Annotated in this window: 20 protein-coding genes; 10 read left to right on the top strand and 10 right to left on the bottom strand. The window is 55.0% G+C overall.

The window, feature by feature from the left end; genetic code table 11:
* Nucleotides 1-131 precede the first annotated feature (131 nt).
* The 4 genes from OSC10802_RS0118445 (at nt 132) to OSC10802_RS0118465 (ending at nt 4,371) form a co-directional block, all read left to right on the top strand.
* Complete coding sequence (locus OSC10802_RS0118445; protein ID WP_017718249.1) at nt 132-1,352, top strand: nucleotidyltransferase domain-containing protein; 1,221 nt, start codon at nt 132-134, stop codon at nt 1,350-1,352.
* Nucleotides 1,353-1,643: 291 nt separating this feature from the next.
* Entirely contained in the window at nt 1,644-2,702 is a 1,059-nt protein-coding gene (locus OSC10802_RS0118450; protein WP_026098599.1) for a class I SAM-dependent methyltransferase, read from the top strand.
* 385 nt (nt 2,703-3,087) lie between these two features.
* Complete coding sequence (locus tag OSC10802_RS0118460) at nt 3,088-3,588, top strand: YbjN domain-containing protein (RefSeq protein ID WP_017718252.1); 501 nt, start codon at nt 3,088-3,090, stop codon at nt 3,586-3,588.
* A 45-nt stretch (nt 3,589-3,633) separates the two neighbouring features.
* Nucleotides 3,634-4,371 (top strand): lipoate--protein ligase family protein, encoded by a 738-nt coding sequence (locus tag OSC10802_RS0118465; protein ID WP_044171188.1) that lies wholly within the window; start codon nt 3,634-3,636, stop codon nt 4,369-4,371.
* Nucleotides 4,372-4,452: 81 nt separating this feature from the next.
* Here the strand turns inward: OSC10802_RS0118465 and OSC10802_RS0118470 are convergent, their stop codons facing one another.
* Together OSC10802_RS0118470 and psaK are read right to left on the bottom strand one after the other, a co-directional pair.
* Nucleotides 4,453-5,679 carry a site-2 protease family protein gene (locus OSC10802_RS0118470; RefSeq protein ID WP_017718254.1) on the bottom strand — a complete coding sequence of 409 codons (1,227 nt, stop codon included), beginning with the start codon at nt 5,677-5,679 and terminating at the stop codon, nt 4,453-4,455.
* Between the two features lie 451 nt (nt 5,680-6,130).
* A complete protein-coding gene (psaK, locus tag OSC10802_RS0118475) occupies nt 6,131-6,403 on the bottom strand; it encodes a photosystem I reaction center subunit PsaK (protein WP_017718255.1) in 273 nt (90 codons plus the stop codon).
* 147 nt (nt 6,404-6,550) lie between these two features.
* On the opposite strand from psaK, the gene OSC10802_RS0118480 reads away from it, so the two are divergent.
* Nucleotides 6,551-7,186, top strand: a complete 636-nt coding sequence (locus OSC10802_RS0118480) for a phosphoribosylanthranilate isomerase (protein ID WP_017718256.1) — start codon at nt 6,551-6,553, stop codon at nt 7,184-7,186.
* A gap of 88 nt (nt 7,187-7,274) precedes the next feature.
* Here the strand turns inward: OSC10802_RS0118480 and OSC10802_RS0118485 are convergent, their stop codons facing one another.
* Nucleotides 7,275-7,811, bottom strand: coding sequence for a DUF3122 domain-containing protein (locus OSC10802_RS0118485; protein ID WP_017718257.1), 537 nt, complete (start codon nt 7,809-7,811; stop codon nt 7,275-7,277).
* Between the two features lie 380 nt (nt 7,812-8,191).
* On the opposite strand from OSC10802_RS0118485, the gene OSC10802_RS40785 reads away from it, so the two are divergent.
* Nucleotides 8,192-10,381 (top strand): Tex family protein, encoded by a 2,190-nt coding sequence (locus OSC10802_RS40785; protein ID WP_044171189.1) that lies wholly within the window; start codon nt 8,192-8,194, stop codon nt 10,379-10,381.
* Nucleotides 10,382-10,517: 136 nt separating this feature from the next.
* Here OSC10802_RS40785 and OSC10802_RS0118495 read toward each other — a convergent pair whose 3' ends face one another.
* Both OSC10802_RS0118495 and OSC10802_RS55720 read right to left on the bottom strand, forming a co-directional pair.
* Nucleotides 10,518-11,258, bottom strand: coding sequence for a class I SAM-dependent methyltransferase (locus OSC10802_RS0118495; protein ID WP_017718259.1), 741 nt, complete (start codon nt 11,256-11,258; stop codon nt 10,518-10,520).
* Between the two features lie 271 nt (nt 11,259-11,529).
* Entirely contained in the window at nt 11,530-11,652 is a 123-nt protein-coding gene (locus OSC10802_RS55720) for a hypothetical protein (RefSeq protein WP_255349152.1), read from the bottom strand.
* 459 nt (nt 11,653-12,111) lie between these two features.
* On the opposite strand from OSC10802_RS55720, the gene glf reads away from it, so the two are divergent.
* The 4 genes from glf (at nt 12,112) to OSC10802_RS50295 (ending at nt 18,385) form a co-directional block, all read left to right on the top strand.
* Nucleotides 12,112-14,553 carry a UDP-galactopyranose mutase gene (gene glf / locus OSC10802_RS0118500; RefSeq protein ID WP_017718260.1) on the top strand — a complete coding sequence of 814 codons (2,442 nt, stop codon included), beginning with the start codon at nt 12,112-12,114 and terminating at the stop codon, nt 14,551-14,553.
* Between the two features lie 468 nt (nt 14,554-15,021).
* Nucleotides 15,022-15,378: a hypothetical protein gene (locus tag OSC10802_RS0118505; RefSeq protein WP_017718261.1), complete on the top strand. Its 357-nt coding sequence runs from the start codon at nt 15,022-15,024 to the stop codon at nt 15,376-15,378.
* Nucleotides 15,379-15,605: 227 nt separating this feature from the next.
* On the top strand, nt 15,606-17,816 hold the full coding sequence (locus OSC10802_RS0118510; RefSeq protein ID WP_017718262.1) for an SDR family oxidoreductase: 2,211 nt from the start codon (nt 15,606-15,608) through the stop codon (nt 17,814-17,816).
* Nucleotides 17,817-18,199: 383 nt separating this feature from the next.
* On the top strand, nt 18,200-18,385 hold the full coding sequence (locus tag OSC10802_RS50295; RefSeq protein WP_017718263.1) for a hypothetical protein: 186 nt from the start codon (nt 18,200-18,202) through the stop codon (nt 18,383-18,385).
* A 284-nt stretch (nt 18,386-18,669) separates the two neighbouring features.
* Here the strand turns inward: OSC10802_RS50295 and OSC10802_RS0118520 are convergent, their stop codons facing one another.
* The 5 genes from OSC10802_RS0118520 to OSC10802_RS0118540 all read right to left on the bottom strand — a co-directional run bounded on the left by OSC10802_RS0118520 (nt 18,670) and on the right by OSC10802_RS0118540 (nt 23,179).
* Nucleotides 18,670-18,897, bottom strand: a complete 228-nt coding sequence (locus OSC10802_RS0118520; RefSeq protein WP_017718264.1) for an AbrB/MazE/SpoVT family DNA-binding domain-containing protein — start codon at nt 18,895-18,897, stop codon at nt 18,670-18,672.
* A 274-nt stretch (nt 18,898-19,171) separates the two neighbouring features.
* On the bottom strand, nt 19,172-20,251 hold the full coding sequence (gene galK / locus OSC10802_RS0118525) for a galactokinase (protein WP_017718265.1): 1,080 nt from the start codon (nt 20,249-20,251) through the stop codon (nt 19,172-19,174).
* On the bottom strand, nt 20,248-21,345 hold the full coding sequence (locus OSC10802_RS0118530) for a M24 family metallopeptidase (protein ID WP_017718266.1): 1,098 nt from the start codon (nt 21,343-21,345) through the stop codon (nt 20,248-20,250). Before OSC10802_RS0118530 ends, galK begins: the two co-directional genes overlap by 4 nt.
* A 572-nt stretch (nt 21,346-21,917) precedes the next feature.
* On the bottom strand, nt 21,918-22,760 hold the full coding sequence (locus OSC10802_RS0118535) for a M56 family metallopeptidase (RefSeq protein ID WP_026098600.1): 843 nt from the start codon (nt 22,758-22,760) through the stop codon (nt 21,918-21,920).
* Nucleotides 22,760-23,179, bottom strand: coding sequence for a BlaI/MecI/CopY family transcriptional regulator (locus OSC10802_RS0118540; protein WP_017718268.1), 420 nt, complete (start codon nt 23,177-23,179; stop codon nt 22,760-22,762). The genes OSC10802_RS0118535 and OSC10802_RS0118540 overlap by 1 nt, the downstream gene beginning before the upstream one ends.
* Between the last annotated feature and the right edge of the window lie 374 nt (nt 23,180-23,553).

Below are 23,553 nucleotides of genomic sequence, written 5' to 3' on the forward strand. Positions count from 1 at the left end.
GACAGGCGTCTTGCCTGTCCAAATCCAGGCGTAGGACAGGCGTCTCGCCTGTCCAGACGTAGGACAGGCGTCGCGCTTACGCGCCGCTACGCTAACGCCTGTCCCAAAATAGAACAAAGAAAGGAGGTACAATGGAAGAGTGGCAAATGAATACAAAGGAAAATCTGGGCGGCTACAAGCCGACTCACCAGCAAGGATTGCTATTGCGAGCTGCGCTTTTGCAAGGGGAAGACGCCCTCGCAGCTTGGGAGGAATGGAAAGCCGGTGTTGATATTCAACGCCTCGATGCCGGTTCCTATCGGTTACTGCCTTTATTGTATCGCAATTTGTCGCTTCATGAGGTAAATGACCCCCTGATGGCAACATTTAAGGGAGTCTACCGGAACACCTGGTGCAAAAACCAACTCTTATTTAATAAAGTCTCAGATGTGCTGCGGGCTTTTCACGAGGCGGGGATTCAAACCATGCTCCTGAAAGGTGCGGCTTTGACCATAAACTATTACCGAGATTATGGCCTCCGCCCCATGAGTGATTTTGACATTCTCGTGCCCACGGCAGACGCTTTAGCCGCCATGAAGCTGTTGAGGGAATTGGGGTGGGAAGCTGATGCAGAGCCCCCGGAAAGATATATAGATATACTGCACGCAATGCCTTTTAAAAAGGATCTATCTGGCGGGGGAATAGACTTACACTGGCATGTATTGCACCAGTGCCTTCAAGAGAATGCTGACGAGGATTTCTGGAAGGGCGCGATTTCTGCAAAATTAGATGATTTGTCAGCCCATGTCTTAAACCCAACCGACCAGTTATTTCACGTCTGCGTGCATGGATGGCTTGGGGATATATTTCCGACAATTCGCTGGGTGGCTGACGCGATGACGGTGATTAACTCATCCCCAGATGCAATTGATTGGCACCGGCTAGTCGCACAGGCTGAAAAAAGACAATTGGTTTTGCGGTTAAAAGACACACTGCCGATATTGCGCGACCTTTTGGACGCCCCAGTGCCCCTATCGATTATACAAGATATCGAAAAGCTACCCATTGCAGCAATTGAGCGGCTCGAATATAACAGTTCACCAGGCAGACTGATGCGAGGATTTGGGAGTTTGCCAATGATATATACTTCTTATCTGAGGCGGAGTATGAACGATGGCAGGTTCAACCTTTTAGGTTTGGCAAGGTACTTGCAATATTACTTGGGGTTGGAACACTTATGGCAGCTTCCCTTTGATGTGATTAAGCGGGGTATAAGAAGGATTTGGATTGACTTTTTTGGAGGAAAGCTTGCGCCAATTCCAACCAAACGGACATTTCGCCAGGAGCGCGAAGCCAGTAAAACTCCAGTTTAGTTGCAGTGGCGCATTCTCCGCACAATCGCAATTACGGCATTTCAATGAATAAATACTAGCAAAATTAAATGCCTAACAGCCGGCAGCCAGGGTGGATCTGTCTGCCGGCTTGGCAAACGCTCCCTGTGTGGGTTAAGCTGTTAGGCTAATAATGCTGTCTGTCTGTCTAAAGGAGGCTTTGCCTCCTGGACGGCGTTCCCAGGCAGAGCCTGGGAACGAGGGAAAAGCTACCTGTGTGTGTTACAATTCTTTACCGAATACGCCATTGCTTACACAGACCCAGCCATTCTTATGTCTGACACCTTAACAAAACTGGCCTATCAGACTTTTCAACAGGGCAAAAGTTACTTCGGTCTGGCTCACAAAGCCTTAAGTTCAAACTTGCGGAACTTCTTGTATCCTGCTAGCACTTCTCAGACTAAACCTGTGGGCTCGGATCTGATAGAACTCCTGCAAAAAAGGAGCGCTCAGCTCCTGGAAACAGACTGGCTGGATGCCGAGCGGGGCGTCTATCCCACCAGCTTGCTCTTTGACAGCCCTTGGGAAGACTTCTTTCGCTACTATCCCGTGGTTTGGCTGGATATGCCGCCAATCTGGGAGCGGATACAGCAGAAGAAATATCAGCAATTTTCGCCAGAGATTGAAACGGAAGGCTATCCCAACTACTACCTGCAAAACTTCCACCACCAGACAAATGGCTACTTGAGCGACATGTCAGCCAATCTCTATGACTTGCAGGTGGAGCTTCTCTTTAGTGGCACAGCCGATCCCATGCGCCGGCGAATCCTGGCTCCCCTAAAGCAAGGGCTGAATGTTTTTAGCTCAACTCCCGCTCACCAAATCCGGGTTCTAGATATAGCTTGCGGAACCGGGCGCACCCTGAAATTAATCCGGGCGGCTCTGCCGAAAGCATCCCTGTTTGGAACGGACTTGTCACCGGCTTACTTGCGCAAAGCCAATCAGCAGCTGTCGGAAAATCCAGGAGAATTGCCGCAACTCCTACAGGCTAATGCAGAGGAGCTGCCCTATCAAGATAGCTACTTCCACGCAGTCACGAGCGTTTTTCTCTTCCACGAACTTCCGCCGGCGGCTCGCCAGCGGGCGATCGAGCAGTGCTTCCGAATCACTCAGCCAAGAGGAGTCTTTATTATCTGTGACTCCATTCAGATGAGCGATTCTCCGGAATTCATGCCAATGATGGAAAACTTCCCAGCTGTGTACCACGAACCCTACTACAAGCATTATATCACTGATGACCTGACAGAACGTTTGGAAAAAGCCGGCTTCACGAACATTTCAACTGAAGTCCACTTTATGAGCAAGTATTGGGTCGCTCACAAGCCGGCCTAATCCAAATTTGGGATTGGGGATTTGGGATTTGGGATTTGGGATTTGGGATTTGAAGAATGGAGGGGATGCAGTCGAGCAAAAATTAAATCTCTATAAAGTTGGGAGAAGGAGTGAGGGAAATTGGGAATTGGGTTTTACTCCTGATCGTTCACCCCCCTCACTCCTCAAAATCAAAAGAGTGAGTGCCAGACTTGAGTAAAAATCGCCACACCGGCAGGCGGTGGGGAATCGGGCGCGGAACAGCTAGAATGATTCCAGAAGCCATAACCCCTAAGCCCAGCCCCGAAGCTCTCACAAATAAAAATCGTAGAAGTGGCGCACAAAGGGGCCTAGAGGCGATACTGTTGGTTTAGGCACCACCCAACACGAGGATCTAGAGATTAGTATGATTACCAGCGATCCGAATCCGCAAACGGTTTCTACTGAAAGCCGGTCAAGAGCAGATATAATCACCAGCGAGCTAATCGAGGACGCAACAGCAGTCAACCTTCTAGAAGAGATTGAAACGGTCATTGCCAGTATGGCGGCAGACCAAAAGGTGATGGTGGGCCAGAGCGAAGAAGGCCATTTTTGGAAATTTAAGTATGGCAGCGTTGAGGTGTTTGTCCAGCTCACCGGCACCAGCAATGAGGATACCCTGACGGTTTGGTCGTTTGTGCTGCAGCTGCCGGCAAAGAACGAACCGCAGTTAACCCGCAAACTGCTGGAGATGAACGCCACCTCAACATTTGAGTCCCATTTCGCTATTGTTGAGGAAAAGGTGGCGGTGATATCAAGCCGCACAGTTCTGGATATTTCTCCGGCAGAAATCTCCAGAACCATTACCGTTGTGGCCACTATCGCGGACGAGAACGACGAAGCCCTGCAAGCTGAATTTGGGCAATAAACAGCGCCCAATGCCCAATGCCCAATGCCCAATGCCCAATGCCCTATGCCCAGTTCCCAAAATTGGCGTTTAATTCCCTTGCTGCAAGCGCCCGGCGATATGCAAATGGCTCTCGACCTGTGGTTGCTAGAGCAGCACCGGCAGGGGTTGCACCCGCCGGCACTGCGGTTTTACACTTGGTCGCCACCGGCCATTTCCCTGGGCTACCACCAGCGCCGGTGGCCAGAATTCTGGCAGCAGCTGACGTGGCAAGGAGTGCCGGTGGATCTGGTGCGGCGTCCTAGCGGCGGGCGGGCTGTCCTGCACCAAGGGGATTTAACGTATGCGGTGGTTACTTCCGGATTTGCCGGCAGCCGCCTCCAAGCCTATCAAGAGATTTGCCAATTCTTGATAGCAGGCTTTAGCTCCTTAGGCGTCGAATTAAACTACGGTGAAATGGGGCGAGGTTACATCCACAACCCCAGCTGTTTCGGCACAGCAACCGGCGCTGATTTAATTATGCCCAGCGGCGCTAAGCTGGCAGGCAGCGCCCAGTTGCGGCGAGGACCGGCAATTTTGCAGCACGGCTCCATGCCGCTGCTGCAAGATAGCCAGCTATTCCAGCGAGTGTTTGGCACAGCGCCCGTGCCGGTGGAGCTACCCCTATCCCAGCACGGAGACGCCCTAATTCAAACCGTCACCGATGCTTTAATTGCCGGTTTCAAAAACAGCTTCGGCGTCGCACTGGAGGAGCAACCGCTGTCAGACGCCGAGTGGCGGGCAATTCTAGATTTCAGGTGTTGAAATCTCAGAAACCGGGTTTCTTTTGGTTTTTCCTGGGAAAGAAATCCGGTTTCTTAACTCCGGTTTCTTCACCGCCGCACTCTAGGGACTCTGGGGACTTAAGGCGTCAGCAGTGGCTTTAGCGATTGCCGGCAGCTGCAAACCGGGAGGGTAAGTGCCCTCAGACTTAATGCGCTTAATCTCCGCCTCAGGAATCCGCAGCTGCAGCTTTTGGCACAGGGCGCGCACAATGTCGCCCCTGTCGGCGACACCGGCAACGGCACCGGCTCGGGAGAGGACAGTAATCCGGGGCAATTTGTGAATTTCCAGCTGGTTAATCACTTCAACCAGGGGCGTATTTTCTTCAACAGTAATGATGTCGCTCAGGGGCCGGACAATGCTGTGCAGCGTCTGAGATTCCCAGAGACTGCGCTCTGCGAATCTCATGTCATCCGGGACAACCATGCCGCGATAGCGACCCTCGGAAGCGGCGTAGAAGGGTCTTTCTGGCCCGGGCAACTCTGCCAGCAGGTACTGGTCGGCAAACTGGCGCAGGGTCATGCCGGCATCTACCACCCGAAACTCGCGGCTCATGGCATCAGAGGCGCTCAGCTGCACCAGGGCTTCTTGCAGATCGGTGAGCCGGTCGTAGGCGCTGGCATTGCGGGTGACAAACCAGCCCAGCATGGCAATCCAGATGCCCGCCACACCGCTCTCACCTGCGAGCAACACGACGGCGATTCCGAAGCTGACGGCGATCGCTCCCAGAGTTTGCCCCGCCTTCGCCGCCCAGCGGACGCCGGCAAACCGGTCGCCGGTCAGCTTCCACACGGCGGCTTTGACAATCTGCCCCCCATCCAGGGGCAGCCCGGGAATCATGTTGAACAGTCCCAGCACCAGGTTGATTCTGGCCAGATCCGCTGCCAGGACTGTCACCGGCTCCGGCGCGGGCAGCACCAGCCCCAGCAAGCTCAGCAAGCCGAACAGGACGAAACTGACCGCAGGGCCGGCGATGGCCACTTGAAACGCTTGGCCCGGTGTCTTGGATTCTTGGTCAATGGCAGCCACCCCGCCAAACATAAATAGGGTGATAGAATTGACTTTGATCCCCTGAGATCGCGCCACCAAACTGTGACCCAGTTCGTGGAGCAGCACCGAGCCAAACAGCAGCAGGGCCATTCCCAACCCAGCGCTCCAAGCAACTGCCGGCCCCCATTTGGCGTAGTCGAACTGGTTCACCAGGGTGACTGCCGCTAAGATAATGAACCAAGAAGAATCTATATAAAGGGGGATGCCAAACAGAGAGCCAATTCGCCAACTTGTCTGCATAAAATTTTCCTTGATTATCGCAGCTATTTATCGGCGCAAGCGGTGCAGAAGCGAAATTTCGCTCCCCCACACTCTTTAATTCTACTCATTTTTCCAGTGGCTGATGGGGGCGGGGAGGCCGGAAGAGCCGGCGAGCGCCTCTCGACCTGACGCCAGCCGATCAGGGAACCGACGCAGGCACGCACGGGCGCGGTTCGGGCGGCAACCCCAGACAAACCCAGCCCTAGCAAGGTTCAATGGCCCTTCTGGATTTTAGATTTTAGATTTTGGATTTTGGATTTTAGATTGCCAATTTGGCAACAGCATCTATAAAAAGGAATGGAAGAATCCTTTCTTAATTTTTAATTTTTAATTTTTAATTGATAAGCCGGCCTGCTAATGGTTAATGGTTAATGGCATTATTTTATTGCCAATTAACAATTAACCATTAGAAATTAGCGCTGCCCAAATCCTACAGGACGCCGGCGTTGCTCAGCCCCAAGATGAAACCGGCACCGAGCACGTGGCCAAAGCTGGTGGTGGCCAGCAATTCAGGCCAGCCAAAGCCGGCAAACAGTCCGGGCAAGGGAAGGGGCAAAGACGGGCCAGCGCCGCGATTCTTGATAGCATAGTAGCCGATGGCGATGGCAAAAAGATTGGAAAGAATCATCACCAGACCCACACTCGGAGACCAGGTGGGTGTGGCGGGCACTGTGGATGCCAAGAGTAACGTAGAGTAAATCATGCTTCTATCCCCTGCATTCGTAAAGGTGTACAAGTTAGACAAAGTATAAAGTTTTGCTCGATAAACCCTAAATTTTGTATAAAATCTTTACATAAAGGTAAATTTTTGCTACAAATCTACACAATTCACCGGGACTGAGGGGCGCTGATGCGGGTCAAAATTTGCGGAATTACCAAACCAGAGCAGGGTGAGGCCATTGCCGATCTGGGGGCAACAGCTTTAGGGTTTATCTGCGTGCCGGCTTCCCCCCGCTACGTGACGCCGGCGGCGATTCGGGCGGTGGTGGAGCGCCTGCCGGTGCCGGTGGACCGAATTGGGGTGTTTGCCAATAGCACAAAAGAAGAAATTTGTCAAGTGGTGGCGGGTGCCGGACTGACCGGCGTGCAGCTGCACGGCGACGAGCCGGCGGAATTTTGCGGGGAGTTGCGCCAGGCGCTTGCCGGTGTGGAGATCCTCAAAGCGGTGAGAGTGCGGACGCCCTTGGCTTTAACTGCGGCTGCCGGTTACGCCGGGCCAGCCCATACCCTGCTGCTGGACGCTTACCATCCCGAGCAGTTGGGGGGCACCGGCAAAACCCTGGACTGGTCAACGCTGCGGCAGTTTCGCCCCACCTGCCCCTGGCTGCTTGCCGGTGGGCTGACGCCAGAGAATGTGCTGGAGGCGCTCAGTCAAGTGAGCCCCGACGGGATTGATTTGTCCAGCGGTGTGGAGCGCGCGCCGGGGGACAAGGATTTGGGGAAGGTGGCTAGGTTGTTTGAGCGGCTGGGCTCGCTGGGGTCGTGATTGGGTTTTTGAACCGCCATAGACGCGCCAGCGGCTTCCCGCAGGGTAGACGCCGAGGACGCCAAGGAAGAAGAGGGGGGAGAAATACTTATTGCTGTTGGTTGGGTGTGATTTCTTGCAGTTGGAAAACTTTCCGCCACTCGTGCACGGCAAAGGGTGGGACGAGGAGTTCGACTGGGCGGCTGTTTTTTAGGGGTAGCGACAGCCGCAGGGGGGTGTCTGAATCCAACTGGGCCATGACTTCCAGGAAGTCGTACTCTCCAACGTTGGCGGGGAGGGATGAGTCAGCCCAGACATTGGGGGCTGCCCACACTTGGCCGGTGCCGGTGGCTATCCGCAAGGGTGCGGGGTGAGCTAATTCGCCTATGCCGGGAAATCCCACCAGGCGCAGGCGCACGGAGTCTAGTTGAGCCGATTTGAGTCGCTTGTAGAGTACGGTTTGCCACGCTCTGTCTGTGGCATCGCGCAGGGTTTGTAGCGAGCGATACATCACTTGTGTGGGGGATTCGGGGTAAGTGTGGACAGAAGCAAATGCCGGTGGTGAATTGCCGGCGGTCAGGGAGAGGCACAGGGCGAGCAACGCAATAAGCCGGTGCCACGGTTTGAGACGGCTGATATTTTTCATAATTGTTAATACTCGGGAGGCTGCTGCCTCTCACTCTTGGTTTTCGGGCAATCGGTCTGGTCCGCCGACCGATTCAGTTACAAGATTACAAATATCTGGCGGCATTTGTCAGCCAGACATGAACCAATAGCAGCACTTTTTTGGGAGACAAATGTGTAAAATAAGTAGGCGATCTGAAAACCCCACCCCCCCTCCCACTCCCAGAGGGACAGGCGAGACGCCTGTCCTGTGCCCCCTCCCCGTTAACCGGGAGGGGGGATAGATGAGATATATTGACTCCCCTCCCCGCCGGCGCGGAGTTGCAGGGGGTGGGGCTGAACAGTTTACGCTTAATTTTATCCGCAAAATTACCCACTGGCAATCGCTTTTACTCGCACTCGATGCTGAACATTCCTAAAATTCTGGCTGATGAGCTATCTCTGAAGCCCTCTCAAGTTCAAAATGCGCTCGAACTTTTCGCCGAGGGGGCGACAATTCCTTTTATCGCTCGCTACCGCAAAGAGCGCACCGGCTCTCTGGACGAAATCCAGCTTCGCAATCTCTCTGAGCGACACAGGTATCTGGTGGAGCTTGAGGAGCGCAAGGCGGCAATTCTGGAGGCGATCGCCTCGCAAGGGAAGCTCACGGATGAGCTGAAAGACAAAATCGAATCCTGCCTGCAAAAAACGGAACTCGAAGATATCTACCTCCCTTATAAACCGAAACGGCGCACCCGCGCAACGGCGGCTCGCGAAAAAGGCTTAGAACCGCTGGCGGAGTTTGTCAAGTCGCTGAATAGTCCCAGCGCCAAACCGGCATCTCTGGAAGAGGAAGCCGCGAAATATGTCTCGGAGGAGAAAGGGGTCCTGACGGTAGGGGACGCTCTGAAAGGCGCTTCTGATATTTTAGCGGAAGAAGTCTCGGAAAAGGCAGAGTTGCGGGCTTACCTGCGAGACTACTTGATGCAATCGGGGAGTTTCGTTTCGCGGATAAAAGATGAGTGTCCCGAGGGCAGCACAAAGTTCGAGATGTACCGCAACTTTCAGGTTAAGGTGAGAGATGTTGCGCCGCACAATATGCTGGCGCTGCTGCGGGGTGAGGCTGAGGGAGTGCTGGCCTTGGAGCTTGACTTTGACGAGTCGGCTGTGCTATCTTATTTGCAGGCGCAGGAGATTAAGACGAAGGTGCCGGCGGTGCGGGAGTTTTACCAGCAGATGCTGGAGGACGCCTTCAGCCGGCTGATGAAAACCTCCCTGACGACTGAAGTGCGATCCGACAGGAAAGCCGGTGCGGATGTGGAGTCAATTAAGACCTTTGAGGAGAATCTGCGCGAGCTGCTGCTGTCGGCTCCCGCCGGCATGAAACCGACGTTGGGAATCGACCCGGGATTTCGCACCGGCTGCAAGGTTGCTGTTCTCGACGAAACGGGGAAATTTTTGGAATACCAGACGGTTTTCCCCCACCAAAGTGCGGCGCAGCGAACTCAGGCTGCCGGCACTGTTAAGAGTCTGGTTGAGAAGTACAGGATTGAGCTGATTGCGATTGGGAACGGTACGGCTTCCCGCGAGACGGATGAGTTTATTTCTGAGGTGCTGGCGGCGCTGGACCGCAAGCCGGTGAAAGTGATAGTGAATGAGTCGGGCGCGTCGATTTATTCCGCTTCGGATGTGGCGCGAGACGAGTTTCCGGAACTGGACCTGACTGTGCGGGGCGCGATCAGCATCGGACGCCGGTTGCAAGACCCACTGGCGGAGCTGGTTAAGATTGACCCGAAGTCGATTGGGGTGGGACAGTACCAGCACGACGTTGACCAAAAATTGCTCAAGAAAAAGCTAGACGAGACGGTTGAAAGCTGCGTGAACTATGTGGGCGTGAATCTGAACACCGCCTCGAAGGAACTTTTGACCTTTGTGTCTGGGATTAGCCCAACTGTTGCCAAAAATATTGTCGCCTATCGCAACGAGCGCGGCGCTTTCAAAAATCGCCGGGAGCTGCTCAAGGTGTCCAAGCTGGGACCGAAAACATTTGAGCAGGCGGCGGGCTTTTTGAGGATTCGCGGCGGAGACAATCCGCTGGACAATACGGCGGTGCACCCGGAGAGCTATTCTGTGGTGGAGGCGATTGCTAAGGATGCCGGTGTGGCGCTGGATAAGATAGCGCAGGCGGCTGAGCGGCTCAAGTCGGTCAATCTGAAGAAATATGTCAGCGATACTGTCGGTTTGCCCACACTTCGCGATATAATGGGCGAACTGGAAAAGCCGGGAAGGGACCCGCGCGCTCAGTTCAAGTATGCCACCTTCAAAGAAGGCGTTAAGGAAATTAAAGACTTAACGGTTGGCATGGAGCTGGAGGGAATTGTTACGAATGTGGCGAATTTTGGCGCGTTCGTGGATATAGGAGTGCACCAGGACGGTTTGGTGCATATTTCGCAGCTGGCTGACCGCTTTGTTGACGACCCCAAGAAGGTGGTGAAAGTGGGGCAGGTTGTGAAGGTGCGGGTGCTGGAAGTGAATGAGAAATTGAAGCGGATTGGCTTGTCGATGCGGTCGCCAGATAAGGGGAATACCGGGCGTGCCGGCTCTCGCCGGTGATATTGAAAAGGGAGAAACCGGGTTTCTTTGAACTCTGGGTTGAAAATAGGACAGGCGGGACGCCTGTCCTACGCCTTTTTTTTACATGCGCGGCTTCCCCTCGGTGTGAGGTGGGTGACGCGCAGCGTCACGCACCCTACTTCTGGAAGATCAGAATATGCTGCTGGGGTAAGGAACTGTTGGTTTCCACCCAAGACAGCCCCACCGCCGCCATTTCTTGGCGCACTTGCTTCTGGGTCATTTTGTGGAGCGCTTTGATGGGGATGAAAGGATTCTCGCCCCGGTACTCCACGAGAACCGCACGCCCGCCCGGTTTGAGAGCTCGCACCACTCCTTCCACCATCTCTTTTGGACACTCAAACTCGTGGTAGGCATCCACCATGAGCGCTAAGTCAACGCTTGATTCTGGAAGGTTGGGGGAAGTCAGGCGGCCTAAAACCGGCTCGACGCTGGCAATCTTTTTTTCGGTTTTGAAGAATTCAATAATGTCGAGCATCTCCGGCTGAATGTCCACTGCGAGGACTTTTCCTTGTGGCACTAGGGGGGCGATGCGAAAACTGAAATAGCCGGTGCCGGCTCCAATATCCGCCACAACATCGGTTGGCTTGAGATTCAGGGCGCTCACCACTTTAGAAGGCTGCTCCTCACTCTCGCGAGACGCTCGCTCCAGCCAGCCGGCTCCCTGATGTCCCATCACTTGAGCGATTTCTCGCTTCATGTAGAATTTGCCAATTCCGTCTGGACTGTGAAATGGCCGGTACTGGTAAATTTCTGCCGGTTCACTTCTTGCAAAAGCGAGTGGCGTTCCACCGGCAATCAGCCACCCGCACAGGATAGCCAAGAGAGTGGCTGTCAGACGTAACCAATAGGATTTCATGGGATTTTTTGCCTTCACTGGCACTCCACGTTTGATGGGGTTCGGAAAAAGCTGCTCCGCGAGACAAATACCTGACGGCTGCGATCGGGCGAGACAGCACGGGGTTTAGAGGTCATTTATAGCGAAGAAACCCGGTTTCTTAAAGAAACCGGGTTTCTCAGTACCTCAGTCACGAGAAACCGGCTTTCTGGAAGAACCCCGGTTTCTATACCGGTTTCTGGCCCCACTCGGCCTAAACAATGACTTTATAATAAACACCCTCTTGAGAATTTTAACCGGCACCGCCTCCCATTTCCCCATTTCCCCATTTCCTCGCCCCTCTTCCTTTGGGAATAGGTAAAAGATTCCGCACCAGAGCGCTCGAAATTGCCACCGGCGAGCTGCGGAATCGCACCTGTGGCGCAATTTTGCCAGAATCTGGCGAAATTTAACCCAAGTTCTGGCAGCGCGATACCGCCCCCGCACCGTCTGGGGCGATTTGTTGCCATTTTGCCCCGAGTTTTTGTATCCACTAAGACATAGCCGCTTAATATAAAATCCATGCTTCCGATAGAAACACTCTCGTTCGCCGGGTAGAAGTATATCAAGAACAGATTGAGTACAGTAAGAGACAGTGACAGAAAAATAAGGAATGGAAAACAGCCTTGGAAGTTCCCATCCAGTCAGACAGCAGGGATTCTCCTGCTAAGCGTGCGGCGCGACCAGAAGTGCGAGCGTTCATTGCGAGCGCTCTTTGTGAGAGCCTGATTTTTAAGCCTCTCAGCTAGCTCGGCGCGAGGCTAAATTTGGCGGATTTTGAATAAAGCTGCTTCCGAATACTCACTCAACAAAGAAGGAAGATTTGAAATAGCCTATGTCCCCACAAGAAGCTCAAATAAAAAATGGCAATGGCAGCAATGGCGCGTCCCAGAAGCAGCACCCGACTTCGCAAGCGCCGCGCTCGACTTGGCAGCCGTCGAGCAGTGACTTCAAAGTCATGCCGGCTCTGACCGATACGCCCGATCTTGTTTGCCTGTCTCATTTGCGGTGGAATTTCGTCTATCAAAGACCGCAACATCTTCTCAGCCGGTGTGCCAAAGGACGGCGGGTGTTTTTCATCGAGGAGCCGATTTTTATCCCCGAAGCTGCAGCGCGACTGGATGTCAGTTTCCACGCGAGTGGGGTTTGGGTTGCAGTTCCGCACCTGAAAGAAGGGATGAGTTACGAAGCAGTGGAAGCCGCCATCCAAGAGCTGCTCGACAATTTCTTCGCCCAGATGTCGATTCGCAAGTACATTTTGTGGTACTACACGCCAATGGCGCTGGGCTTTACGCGCCACCTGCAGCCGGTGGCTGTCGTGTACGACTGTATGGACGAGCTTTCTGCGTTCAAAGGCGCTCCACCCCTCCTCAAAGAGTGGGAAGCGGAACTGTTCAAACGAGCCGATTTAGTGTTCACCGGCGGGCAGAGCCTTTACGAAGCCAAGCGCAGCCAGCACCCCAACGCCTACGCCTTTCCCAGCAGCGTAGATGTAGCGCACTTCGGTTTAGCGAGAACCATTAAAAAAGACCCAGCCGATCAGGCAAACATCCCCCACCCGCGCCTGGGATTCTTTGGGGTTATTGACGAGCGGATGGATATCGAATTGCTCGCCGGCATTGCAGAAGCGCGACCCGACTGGCATTTTGTGATGATTGGGCCGGTGGTCAAAATAGACCCCGCCACGTTGCCGCAGTGCGACAACATTCACTACCTCGGCGGTAAAGACTATAAAGAGCTGCCGAACTATCTAGCCGGCTGGGATGTGGCGATGCTGACTTTCGCGCGCAACGAGTCAACTCGCTTCATCAGCCCCACAAAAACCCCCGAATACCTGGCTGCCGGCAAGCCGGTTGTCTCCACCTCAATTCGCGACGTTGTTCGCCCCTACGGCCAAGAAAAATTAGTCCGCATTGCCGACACTCCTGCCGAGTTCGTTGCCGCCGCTGAAGCCGCCATAAAAGAAGACACCAAAGAGTCAGGATGGCTGGCAAAAGTTGATGCTTTCCTCGAACAGACCTCTTGGGAGCGCACTTGGTCGTCAATGCTCCAGCTGATCGACTCAGCAATTGCTGCCAAATCCCCAGCAGCCGGCGGCAAAACCGGCGAGTTTACAGGTATCCAGCCGCCCCCCAACATTCTAACCCGAGACTGCTTGTTCGATTTCCTGATTGTGGGAGCCGGCTTTTCTGGGAGCGTGATTGCAGAGCGACTCGCCAGCCAGTCTGGCAAAAAAGTGCTGGTCGTTGACCGGCGCAACCATATCGGCGGCAATGCTTACGATTGCTACGACAATGCCGGCATTCTCACCCACAAATACGGCCCGCATATCTTCCACACCAACTCCCGGGAAGTCTTCGAGTACCTCTCACAATTTACCGAATGGCGCTCTTACCAGCACCGCGTCCTCGCCAGTGTGGACGGCCAGCTCGTGCCCATTCCTATCAACCTCGACACGATCAACAAGCTGTATGGACTGAATCTCAACTCCTTCCAAGTTGAGGAGTTCTTCGCCAAAGTGGCAGAGCCAAAAGAGTACATCCGCAACTCAGAAGATGTGGTAGTCAGCAAAGTCGGTCGGGAACTGTACGAGAAGTTTTTCCGCAACTACACCCGCAAACAGTGGGGGCTAGATCCATCGGAACTCGACAAGTCAGTTATCGCGCGCATCCCAACCCGCACCAACCGCGACAGCCGGTATTTCACCGACACCTACCAGGCGATGCCGCTTTTCGGCTACACCCGGATGTTCGAGCGCATGCTGGCGCACCCGAACATCAAAATTATGCTCAACACCGATTACCGGGAAGTGGTGAGAGCGATTCCGTGCCGCGAGACTATTTACACCGGCCCCATCGATGAATACTTCGACTGTCGCTATGGCAAGCTGCCCTACCGGTCCCTGGAGTTCAAGCACGAAACCCACCACATGCCGGTGTACCAGCTCGCGCCCGTAGTCAACTATCCCAACGAATATTTGTACACCCGCATCACGGAGTTCAAATATCTCACCGGACAGGAGCATCCCAAAACCAGCATCGTCTACGAATTCCCTCGCAGTGAGGGCGACCCGTACTACCCCGTGCCGCGTCCGGAAAACAGCGAAATTTACAAGAAATACAAGGCGCTTGCGGATGCGACTGCTGGGGTGTATTTCGTGGGCCGGCTGGCGACCTACAAGTATTACAACATGGATCAGGTCGTGGCTCAGGCTCTCACCGTCTACAGCCAAATCGGCAGCAAACAGCGATTGGAAACCGCAGTCGCCGCCCGCTAATCTAAAAGCAGGAAAAATGAGAGTTCAATGTTCTCGTAATGGTTTCTAATTCGCTCCCAGCTCGGGGATGGGCGAGTCGCCCATTCCCCGCTGGTGGCTGACTTATAGCGTTTCTCGTATTAGTGAGGTACTGAGAAACCCGGTGAGCGTAGGGGCGGTGCCCCCGTGCCAAAGCGTGTCAACTTAAGCTCCTGGCGATTGAAATCGCGGCTATACAAACGAAGTCCGCCTTCGCGGACTTAAGAGAAGAGCGGGACTAGAGCGGGACTTTTCAAACCCGCGCAGGCGGGTTTTGTCTGTATAGCTGCGGTTTCAACCGCCGGGAGACTACGGGACACAGCTTAAGTTGACACCAATGTGCCACCCACGGAGACCGCCCCTACCGGGTTTCTGGGCCCTAGTTCATCCAACTGAGAACCGCTATATTTGGCGGAAACTCGCACTTCAGCCTCCTGACCGGAAAATTTTATGCTTCTCCAACAGCAAGACGAGCGCAACGGGCAGTCCAAGCCAAAAAGGGCTGCCGAAATTTACGAGGTAATTTGCAACCAAATTAGCAGTGAGAATGACTTGCTGAACCAAAGAGTAAATTGGCTTGTCATCTCCCAGTCTTTTCTGTTTAGCGCTTATGCCAGCCTGCTCAACGCACCGAAAGAAGCAAAAGATGCAGTTGTGGACAGCACGACTGACGGCTATCCTCCGATTCAAGAGAAGTTGCTTGCAAGGAAGCTGGGGGGGCTGCCTCCCACTGTTGTGCCGTTACTTTTCATTGAAGCCTGGGTTGTAATTTTGATTTTTCAGTTTTTGCGATCAGGTTGTGGCTAATAATTAAAATATAAATATATGCAAAAAAAATGCAATCGCACAAGCGGGTCAGGAGCTTTCGGAACAGGGTAGTCTGGAAGTGAAGGCGAACGGTGATTCGCCCTGACTGGGATTTTTGCCTTTTATTTAGGCAGATTTGCCAAATCGTTACGCAGCCAAAAACAAAAGTTAGCAAAACTTATCATTCTGATTCAAGTAATACAAAACGCTTTAAGGAGGGCGCTAGGATGAGTTTAGAGCCAGTTAATCTCCCGCCTCTGGAGGTGTGGGCCGGCGTAGAGTGTACGGTGAACCGCGTTGGCGACGAATATTTCGACCAGCTGGAGCGAAACGGGCACGCGGCGCGTTTGGATGACCTCGACCGGTTCGCCGAACTGGGCGTCCGCGCCCTGCGCTACCCGGTGCTGTGGGAGCGCATTGCGCCCGAGGGGCTGGAGAGCGCTGACTGGTCGTGGGCGGACGAGCGCCTGCTGCGCTTGCGCCAGCTGGGCATTCGCCCGATCCTGGGGCTGCTTCACCACGGCAGCGGCCCGCGCTATACTAGCCTCACCGATCCAGCCTTCCCCCAAAAATTCACCCAGTTCGCCCGGGCGGTTGCGGAGCGCTATCCTTGGGTTACAGATTACACCCCGATCAATGAACCGCTGACCACGGCGCGATTCAGCGGGCTGTACGGTCACTGGTACCCCCACGGGCGCGAAGGGCGAACCTTTGCCCGGGCGCTGCTGGCGCAGTGCCGCGCCACTGTGCTGGCGGTGCGGGCCATCCGCAAGGTCAATCCCGCCGCAAGGCTGGTGCAGACTGAGGACTTGGGCAAAACCCACAGCACGCCCCCCCTCGCCTATCAGGCAGAGTTTGAGAACGAGCGCCGCTGGCTGAGTTTTGACCTGCTGTGCGGTCGCCTCAAGCCCGACAGCCCAATGTGGGCTTACCTGCGCTCCAGGGATGTGAGTGAGGCTGAACTCAACTGGTTTCTGGAGAACCCTTGCCCGCCTGACTTGCTCGGGCTCAACCACTACCTGACGAGCGAGCGCTTTCTGGATGAGCGCTTGGAGCGCTACCCCATTTGGTCGCACGGGGGAAATGGCCAGCACAGCTACGCCGACGTGGAAGCGGTGCGCGTCATGGCCGAGGGGCCCGCCGGCCCCCTCGCGCTGATCCCAGAGGCGTGGGAGCGCTACAAGCTGCCGGTGGCGGTGACAGAAGTCCACGCCGGCTGCACCCGCGAGGAGCAGATGCGCTGGCTGAAAGAAATTTGGGACACCGCACAGAGTCTGCGCCGCCAGGGTGCGGACGTGCGTGCTGTCACCGCTTGGGCGCTCCTCGGCTCCTACGACTGGAACACTCTGCTGACTCGCGCCGCAGGGCACTACGAGTCCGGCGTCTTTGACGTGCGCGGAGCTCGCCCCCGCCCCACCGCCCTGGCCAAAATGCTGCGCGACCTGTCGGCGGGGCGAGATCCCAACCACCCCCTTCTCGCCGCGCCCGGGTGGTGGCACCGGCCCGACCGGCTGTTCGATTTTGTGCAATCAAAATGTTCGGAAACCGGCTCGCCGCCTGAACATCCAAACTCCAAAATCCCAAATCCAAAACCGGTTCGCCCCCTGGCGATTGCCGGTGCGGCAGGCACCCTTGGCAGCGCTTTTGCCAGAATGTGCGACAGGCGGGGCATTCCTTACCGCCTGCTGGCGCGCCAAGAGATGGATATTGCTGACCCCGCCTCTGTGGGCAGAGTGCTTGGCGAATTGAATCCCTGGGCGGTTGTCAATGCTGCTGGCTACGTTCGCGTGGACGATGCCGAGCGCTTTCCCGAAGCGTGCCGGCGCGCCAACACCGAGGGGGCGGCCACGCTCGCTGCAGCTTGCGCTCGTCGCGGCATCGAACTGCTGACGTTCTCCTCAGATTTAGTATTCGATGGCGCTCACACCACCCCCTACAAAGAAAGCTACGCCGTCGCACCCCTGAGCGTGTACGGGCGCAGCAAGGCGGAAGCGGAGAAGCGCGTCTTGGAGTCGCTGCCAAAAGCGCTCGTCATTCGCACCAGCGCCTTTTTTGGCCCCTGGGACGAGTACAACTTCGTCACCATTGCCTTGCGAACCCTGGCGTCTGGGCAGACTTTCGCCGCTGCAGAGGATGCCGTCGTCTCGCCCACTTATGTCCCAGACCTGGTAAATACCAGCCTTGACCTGTTAATTGACGGCGAGTGCGGCGTGTGGCACCTCGCCAACCCCAGCGAAATCGCCTGGGCTGAACTGGCCCGCCTGGCTGCAAAGCTGGCAAATGTCAGTGCCGGTCGTATCGAACCCCGCCCGATGCGAGACCTGGGTTTCGCCGCCCCCCGCCCTGCCTACAGCGCTCTCGGCAGCGAGCGCGGCGTGTTGCTTCCCGCCCTCGACAGCGCCCTCTCCCGATACTTCCACGAGTGCCAGCGATTTTAAGGGGGAGGGCATAATTATAGCGTTTCTCATATTAGTAAGGTACTGAGAAACCCAGTTTCTTTAAGAAACCGGGTTTCTGGGCCGTCCCCTCGTTCCGGGGCTCTGCCTGGGAGCGCTCCTCTGGAGGCTCTGCCTTGAAAAGGTTCGCAGTAGGGCTAATGCCCTACTGGATCGTCCGCCGCCCGAAGCGAGTTTTCATTGGTGGCGGTGTGCGCAGTTGATCGTGACGGCCTCCTGAATGGCGTTCCGGGGCAGAGCCCCGGAACGAAGTAATTTTCCAATATCCGGAAGAAAGCATATATACAAAACCCGTCTAAAGTCGGGAATTTGTGAAAATTATTTAATCGTAAATTATCTCATTTAGGGTCAGTCGCCCCCCCAAAATGGCCGTGTTGCCGGGTCTTGGGGTGGAGTGGGAGGGTGCCGGTGCCGGTAATGGCCACAGGCAGGGGCAATTTCACCCCGAAAAACAGATTTGCCGCACCGGCGCGGTGCCGCCAAGGGGTAAATTTACTAATATCCGGAAGAAAGCATATATACAAAACCCGTCTAAAGTCGGGAATTTGTGAAAATTATTTAATCGGAAAAGATATCAGCTATGGTCTCTCGTCCTCTCGCGGCCAGAGTGAATAGCGTTCTCAGGCTACTGACGTGAAAATAGTCTTGTAGGGGCTTGCGCCCCCGTGCCCCGCCCTGGCGACAATTTTCATTGGTGGCGGTGTGCGCAGTTCATCGTGACTGCCTCCTTTCTTCAACAACCAGCATTATTAGCCTAACAGCTTAAACTATTAGCTGAAACCTGAAACCTTAACCCTCTCCCTCTTCCTTGGCGCTCCTTCACGGCGGCGGTCCATCAATCTTTAGCTAATTCACGAAAGGCGTTGCGGTAGTTTTTGCGGGTTTCCCCAAAGGCTTGCATGGCTGCCTCGAAATCAGGATCGCAAGCAGTGAGTTCGACTCCATTTGCCGTTTCTCTAACCAAAACAGTGTCTCCCTCGCCAACATTCAGCTTCTGCAAAACCTCTTTAGGCAAAATCACTCCTAAAGAATTGCCAATCCGTCGAATCTTTGGGGCGTGCATACTGAAAATTCTCTTTGTGTTTGCCGGCGGGGAACATGTATAGCAGTAGGCAGTTAGGTTAGGACGTAGGACAGGCGTCGCGCTTACGCGCCGCTACGCTAACGCCTGTCCCAGAGACCTTGAGGCTGGGGCGAAGCCGTACCAACGTCTATATCTCGTAGGACAGGCGTTCCCCCCGACCCACTGTCCTCACTGCAAACCTATTCAGTTTATTTGCCGACTGCAATATACTATTTTAGCTTTTGGAGTTTCGTCTGTCAGCCCCTATTTCCTGCTAGCTAACCGCCGGCACCAGAAGTTTGCCGGCGTAACCGGCACGGCTGTAGCGTTCCAGCACATCTTTTGCCATCTCCCCAGCCTTGCCTTGAGCCACCAAAGCCACACAAGCGCCCCCGAAACCAGCCCCAGTCAGACGCGCCCCAAAAACTCCGGGAGTTTCTTGCAAAATCCCCACCAGCGCATCCAGCGCCGGCACGGAAACCTCGTAATCGTCGCGCAAACTGGCGTGGGAAGCGTTCATCAGCTCGCCGAAGCGCTCAGCCGGCACCCCCCGCACAGCTTCCAGCACCCGGTTATTTTCCGAAACCACGTGGCGGGCGCGACGCCGCAGCGGTTCGGGCAGCCCTCCCACAGCTTCAACCCCTGTGATATCTCTGAGCGCTTTCACTCCCAGAAGTCGCGCCGCCTCCTCGCAGTCAGCGCGGCGCTCGTTGTAGCCGCTGGCTGCTAGGGTGCGGGGTGCGCCGCTATCTATCACCACAACTTCTGCCCCTCTCGGAAAAGGCAGCACCTGGGATTCCAGCGTGCGGGTGTCGAGAAATAGCATGTGTTCGGTGTCGGCTAAGCTCGACGCCATCTGGTCCATAATGCCGCACTGCACGCCGGCATAGTGGATTTCTGCCTGCTGCGCCATCTGGGCGATTTGCACGTCATCGAGAGGCAAATTCAGCAGCGCTCGCAATCCCCTGAGCGTGGCAACTTCCAGCGCCGCACTGCTAGACAAGCCCGAACCGATCGGCACCGAAGAAGTGACGTAAAGATTCAGGTGCGGGATGGTGTAGCCTTCCCGCTCTAAAATCCGCACGCAGCCAAATATATAACTCGCGAACCCAGACGGCGTGCGGTCGGTTTCTTCGCTTTCTAAAACCGTCACCTGTTCGTCTAACTGTTCCGAGTAGAAGTGGTGCAGGGCGTCGGCACTCAAACCCAGCCCCACGGTGGTGTGTTGGGGAATCGCTGTTGGCAGGACAAATCCGTCGCTGTAGTCGGTGTGTTCGCCGAGCAAATTCACCCGTCCGGGGGCGCTGGCTTCCGCTTTCGGTGCTGTGCCAAATATTTGCTGAAAGTCGCTCATAAATGCTCCAAGGGTACAGGTCGCAACCTTCCTTCTACCTCAACAGTCGGCCAATTTGGGTCGAGGGTGAGATTTTCCAATTTCCCATCTGATAAAATTATAAATGTATCTTCAATTTTAGCTCCCGGCAAACTGGGATTCCACGCCACTGCCATGTTTTCTGCCAGGGGGTCACTGGTGAGGGGATTTGCCACAATTTCTCGCGCTAAGTAGCCGGTGGTTCCTCCTTGGTGGTGTTCCTGAATTGCTTGGAGATAGCCGTGCCGGTGGTAAGCCTGTTCGAGGGCTTCGTAAACGGTATTGAGGGGCGTTTCTGGCTGGCAGACACTCAGGGCGATAGATTCAATTTCGCGGACGTGCCGGTGCAATTCGGCTTGTTTGTCGGAGAGGGCACCGAATGAGACAAATCGGGTCAGGTTGGCGTACAGTCCATATCCCCGGGCGCAAAACACCAGCATCGCTTCCCGCCCAATCGCCTCTCCCGTTGCGGTGGCGTGCCGGTAAAGGGGCAAGCGCCTCTCACCGGCCACCAGAGTCAGCGCTGGGTGCAGCCCTCTCGCCCACAGCGCCTGAGCGCCGGCACCGGCAAGCTGCCACTCTGTCCATGCCGGTTTGGCGGCACAGAGGACTTCGGTCATCGCTTCGCTGGCTAAACGCCCGACTCGCCGGTATCTCTCCAGTTCGCTTGACATTAACACTCTTTTGTGGTAAGAGAGCGAGGGGGGGAGTGGGGCTTCGTGGCCGGCAGGCCGGTCGCTGAGAATCTTTCCGCCGGCGGCGGCTTCGCGGGCGAAAGACTCGCGGGCGGCGCTATCCGCCCAGGGGTTGACGCCGAGCTGATAATTTGCGGGCAGCTCTTCATCGAGCAAGCGCTTAGCTTCAATCTCATCGGTGAGCACCCAGGCGTCGCCGGCGGTGACGAGCACTTCCGCTATGCCGGTTTCAGCGGTGAGCAGCACGGTGTTGCTTGCGCCCTCCGTCGCCCAGGCGAACCAGTCTGTGCCGCGCAGCCGCACGGCGGTTGCGCCGGTTTCGCTGAGGGCGCTGCGCATCAATTCCAGTTTGCGGGAAACTTCTTCGCTCAACTGATTCATGGAATTTGGCCTGCCTGTTGAGAGCTGTCTTTTAGGAGCGCCGGCCATTTAAGTCCGGGAGCGGATTGTACTGCGGGAGATAGCGGTTATTAAAGACCAGATAGTAATGTTTATAGCGGTTTCGGTTGGATGAAGTGCCCCAGAAACCCGGTTTCTTTAAGAAACCGGGTTTCTCAGTACCTCTACGCGGTCGGTGACGGGCAACGCGCGCTTGCAGTTAAATTAACATTATCATCGCGACTGAGGAGTTGGAATCTTCCTCTAGGTAGAATTTATGCTCTCTCCGGGCAGCGTGAGGGAGGTAAATAAATGAGTGTGCTAATTAGTTTGCTAATGAGTGTGCTGGATCTCAGCGCCATCTGACGGGGCTATAAATAGGCCGGCGAAATCATAAAACTCCTTCTGTGAAAAACCTGAGCCAGTTTGATTGGCTCAGGTTTTCCAACGTATAGCGGTTCTCAGCTGGATGAACTGTGGCCTTTAAAACCCGGAACGGGGCGGAAGGACCCGCCCTACGCTCACCGGGTTTCTCAGTACCTCACCTCGGATGAAAAACGCTATATCTCTGGGCGTCAAGTGTGAAAGGGCACCGCTGCGAGAGGCAGGGAGGCGAAGGGCAACCAAATCCAAGACTGCCAGCTTGGCGGTGCCGGCAATTCCGGCTCCGTCAACAGTGCGTCTATCCTCTGCGCCAGACGGTTAGGTGGGGCAGTTGCGCTGAATGCAGCGCAGGATATTTCTGAGGGGAGGTGCGGGTAGCTCGCCACTAAAAGCAGGGATTCCGCGAGCAGGAAGGAATCAATTTCTTGGGCGGCTTTTGCGTCAGCCCGCAGTTCCCGCAATGTTAGCAGATCCTCCCACAAAGCGTTTGTATTCGGCAGCCAAGCTGTTGTCTGGCGCACCCACCCAAGCCAGAAAAACCAGAAGGTGTCCCGGTAATAATAATGGGCTTTTTCGTGCGCTAAAATTGCTTCTAGGTGTTCGCTGTCCAGGCTTTGCAGCAGCCCTTCGCTCAGAACTAATTCTGGCTGCCAGAACCCTATCTGCGCTGCAAACAGCTCCTCTGCGCTGACAATTCGAGCCGGCGTGTCTTTAATATTTCGCCGGCTGTAGGTGCGGGTTTTTTGGACAGTCTTCCATCCCTGACTTGCCAGTTTCAAGAACAAAACTGCTGCCAGCCCTAAAAAGCCCACAGACAGGGAGTAGGTAAACCCTCCTGTCAGCCTCCCTACCATTTGTCCCTGAGTTCCCATACAAAGGATGGCTAAAGCGGTCATCATCAGCAGGAGCGGGGGAAAAAGAAATAAGGATAGAGTGCGGGAAAATCGTTCGCTCCACGTGCCGGTGGTCTTCAGGAAGTCCTGTCGCAGAATCCAAGCCAATCCCAGGGCAGCTAGAATCATTATAACATGCATTATTTCTTCTCTCTCTTGCGGCGAGCGTCGTCAATACGTTGGGCGATAGCTTTTAATTGTTCCAGACTGGCCGAGTCGAGGCTGTCAGCAAATGCCGCCACTACGTCGGGGTTGCTCACTTCCAGAAATTGGTGCAGCCGGTCGTAAGCTTGGAGGACTTGCGCCTGAGAACGAGTCACCAGAGGTCGCCAGGAGAATGTGCGCTCTGTGCTGTCACAGGCGAGCCACCCTTTCTCTGTCAGGCGGCGCAGCACTGTGGTAACAGAAGTGTAGGCTAATTCCCGATCTGGGTCAGCCAGAATGCGTTCGTGTACGTCTTTGACTGTGGCGGAACCGAGATCCCAAACAATGTTCAAAATCTCTGCCTCCAAGGGCCCTAATGAGAGTTTTTTGGGGCGGGGGTTGGGTAGACCAGTCATAATACCTTTATTCTACTACACTGTTGGCGTACTTTATCAAATTCGAGCGGATTTTTAACAGCCCTTTGATAAAGAAATTGTTAAAACCGGCAAGTTCTGGCGCAGGGAGCATAGGGGCTCTCAGTTTGATGTACTATGGGCCAGAAACCCGGTTTCTTTAAGAAACCGGGTTTCTCAGTACCTCACTAATCTGAGAACCGCTATATACTGCGCAGTCGAGACGCCTGTCCCGCAACAGGGGGACAGGCACCGGCTCAAACTCAGACTGTGAAAACCGGCGCAATTCTTAATGTCTGTTTAATAAAGCCGCTCTCAAACAGCCGCCGGCGAAGTTTGACAGCTTGTCTTTTGACACCGGCACGAGCGCCACTCAG

The organism is Kamptonema formosum PCC 10802 (assembly GCF_000332335.1).
Classification (GTDB): domain Bacteria; phylum Cyanobacteriota; class Cyanobacteriia; order Cyanobacteriales; family Oscillatoriaceae; genus Oscillatoria.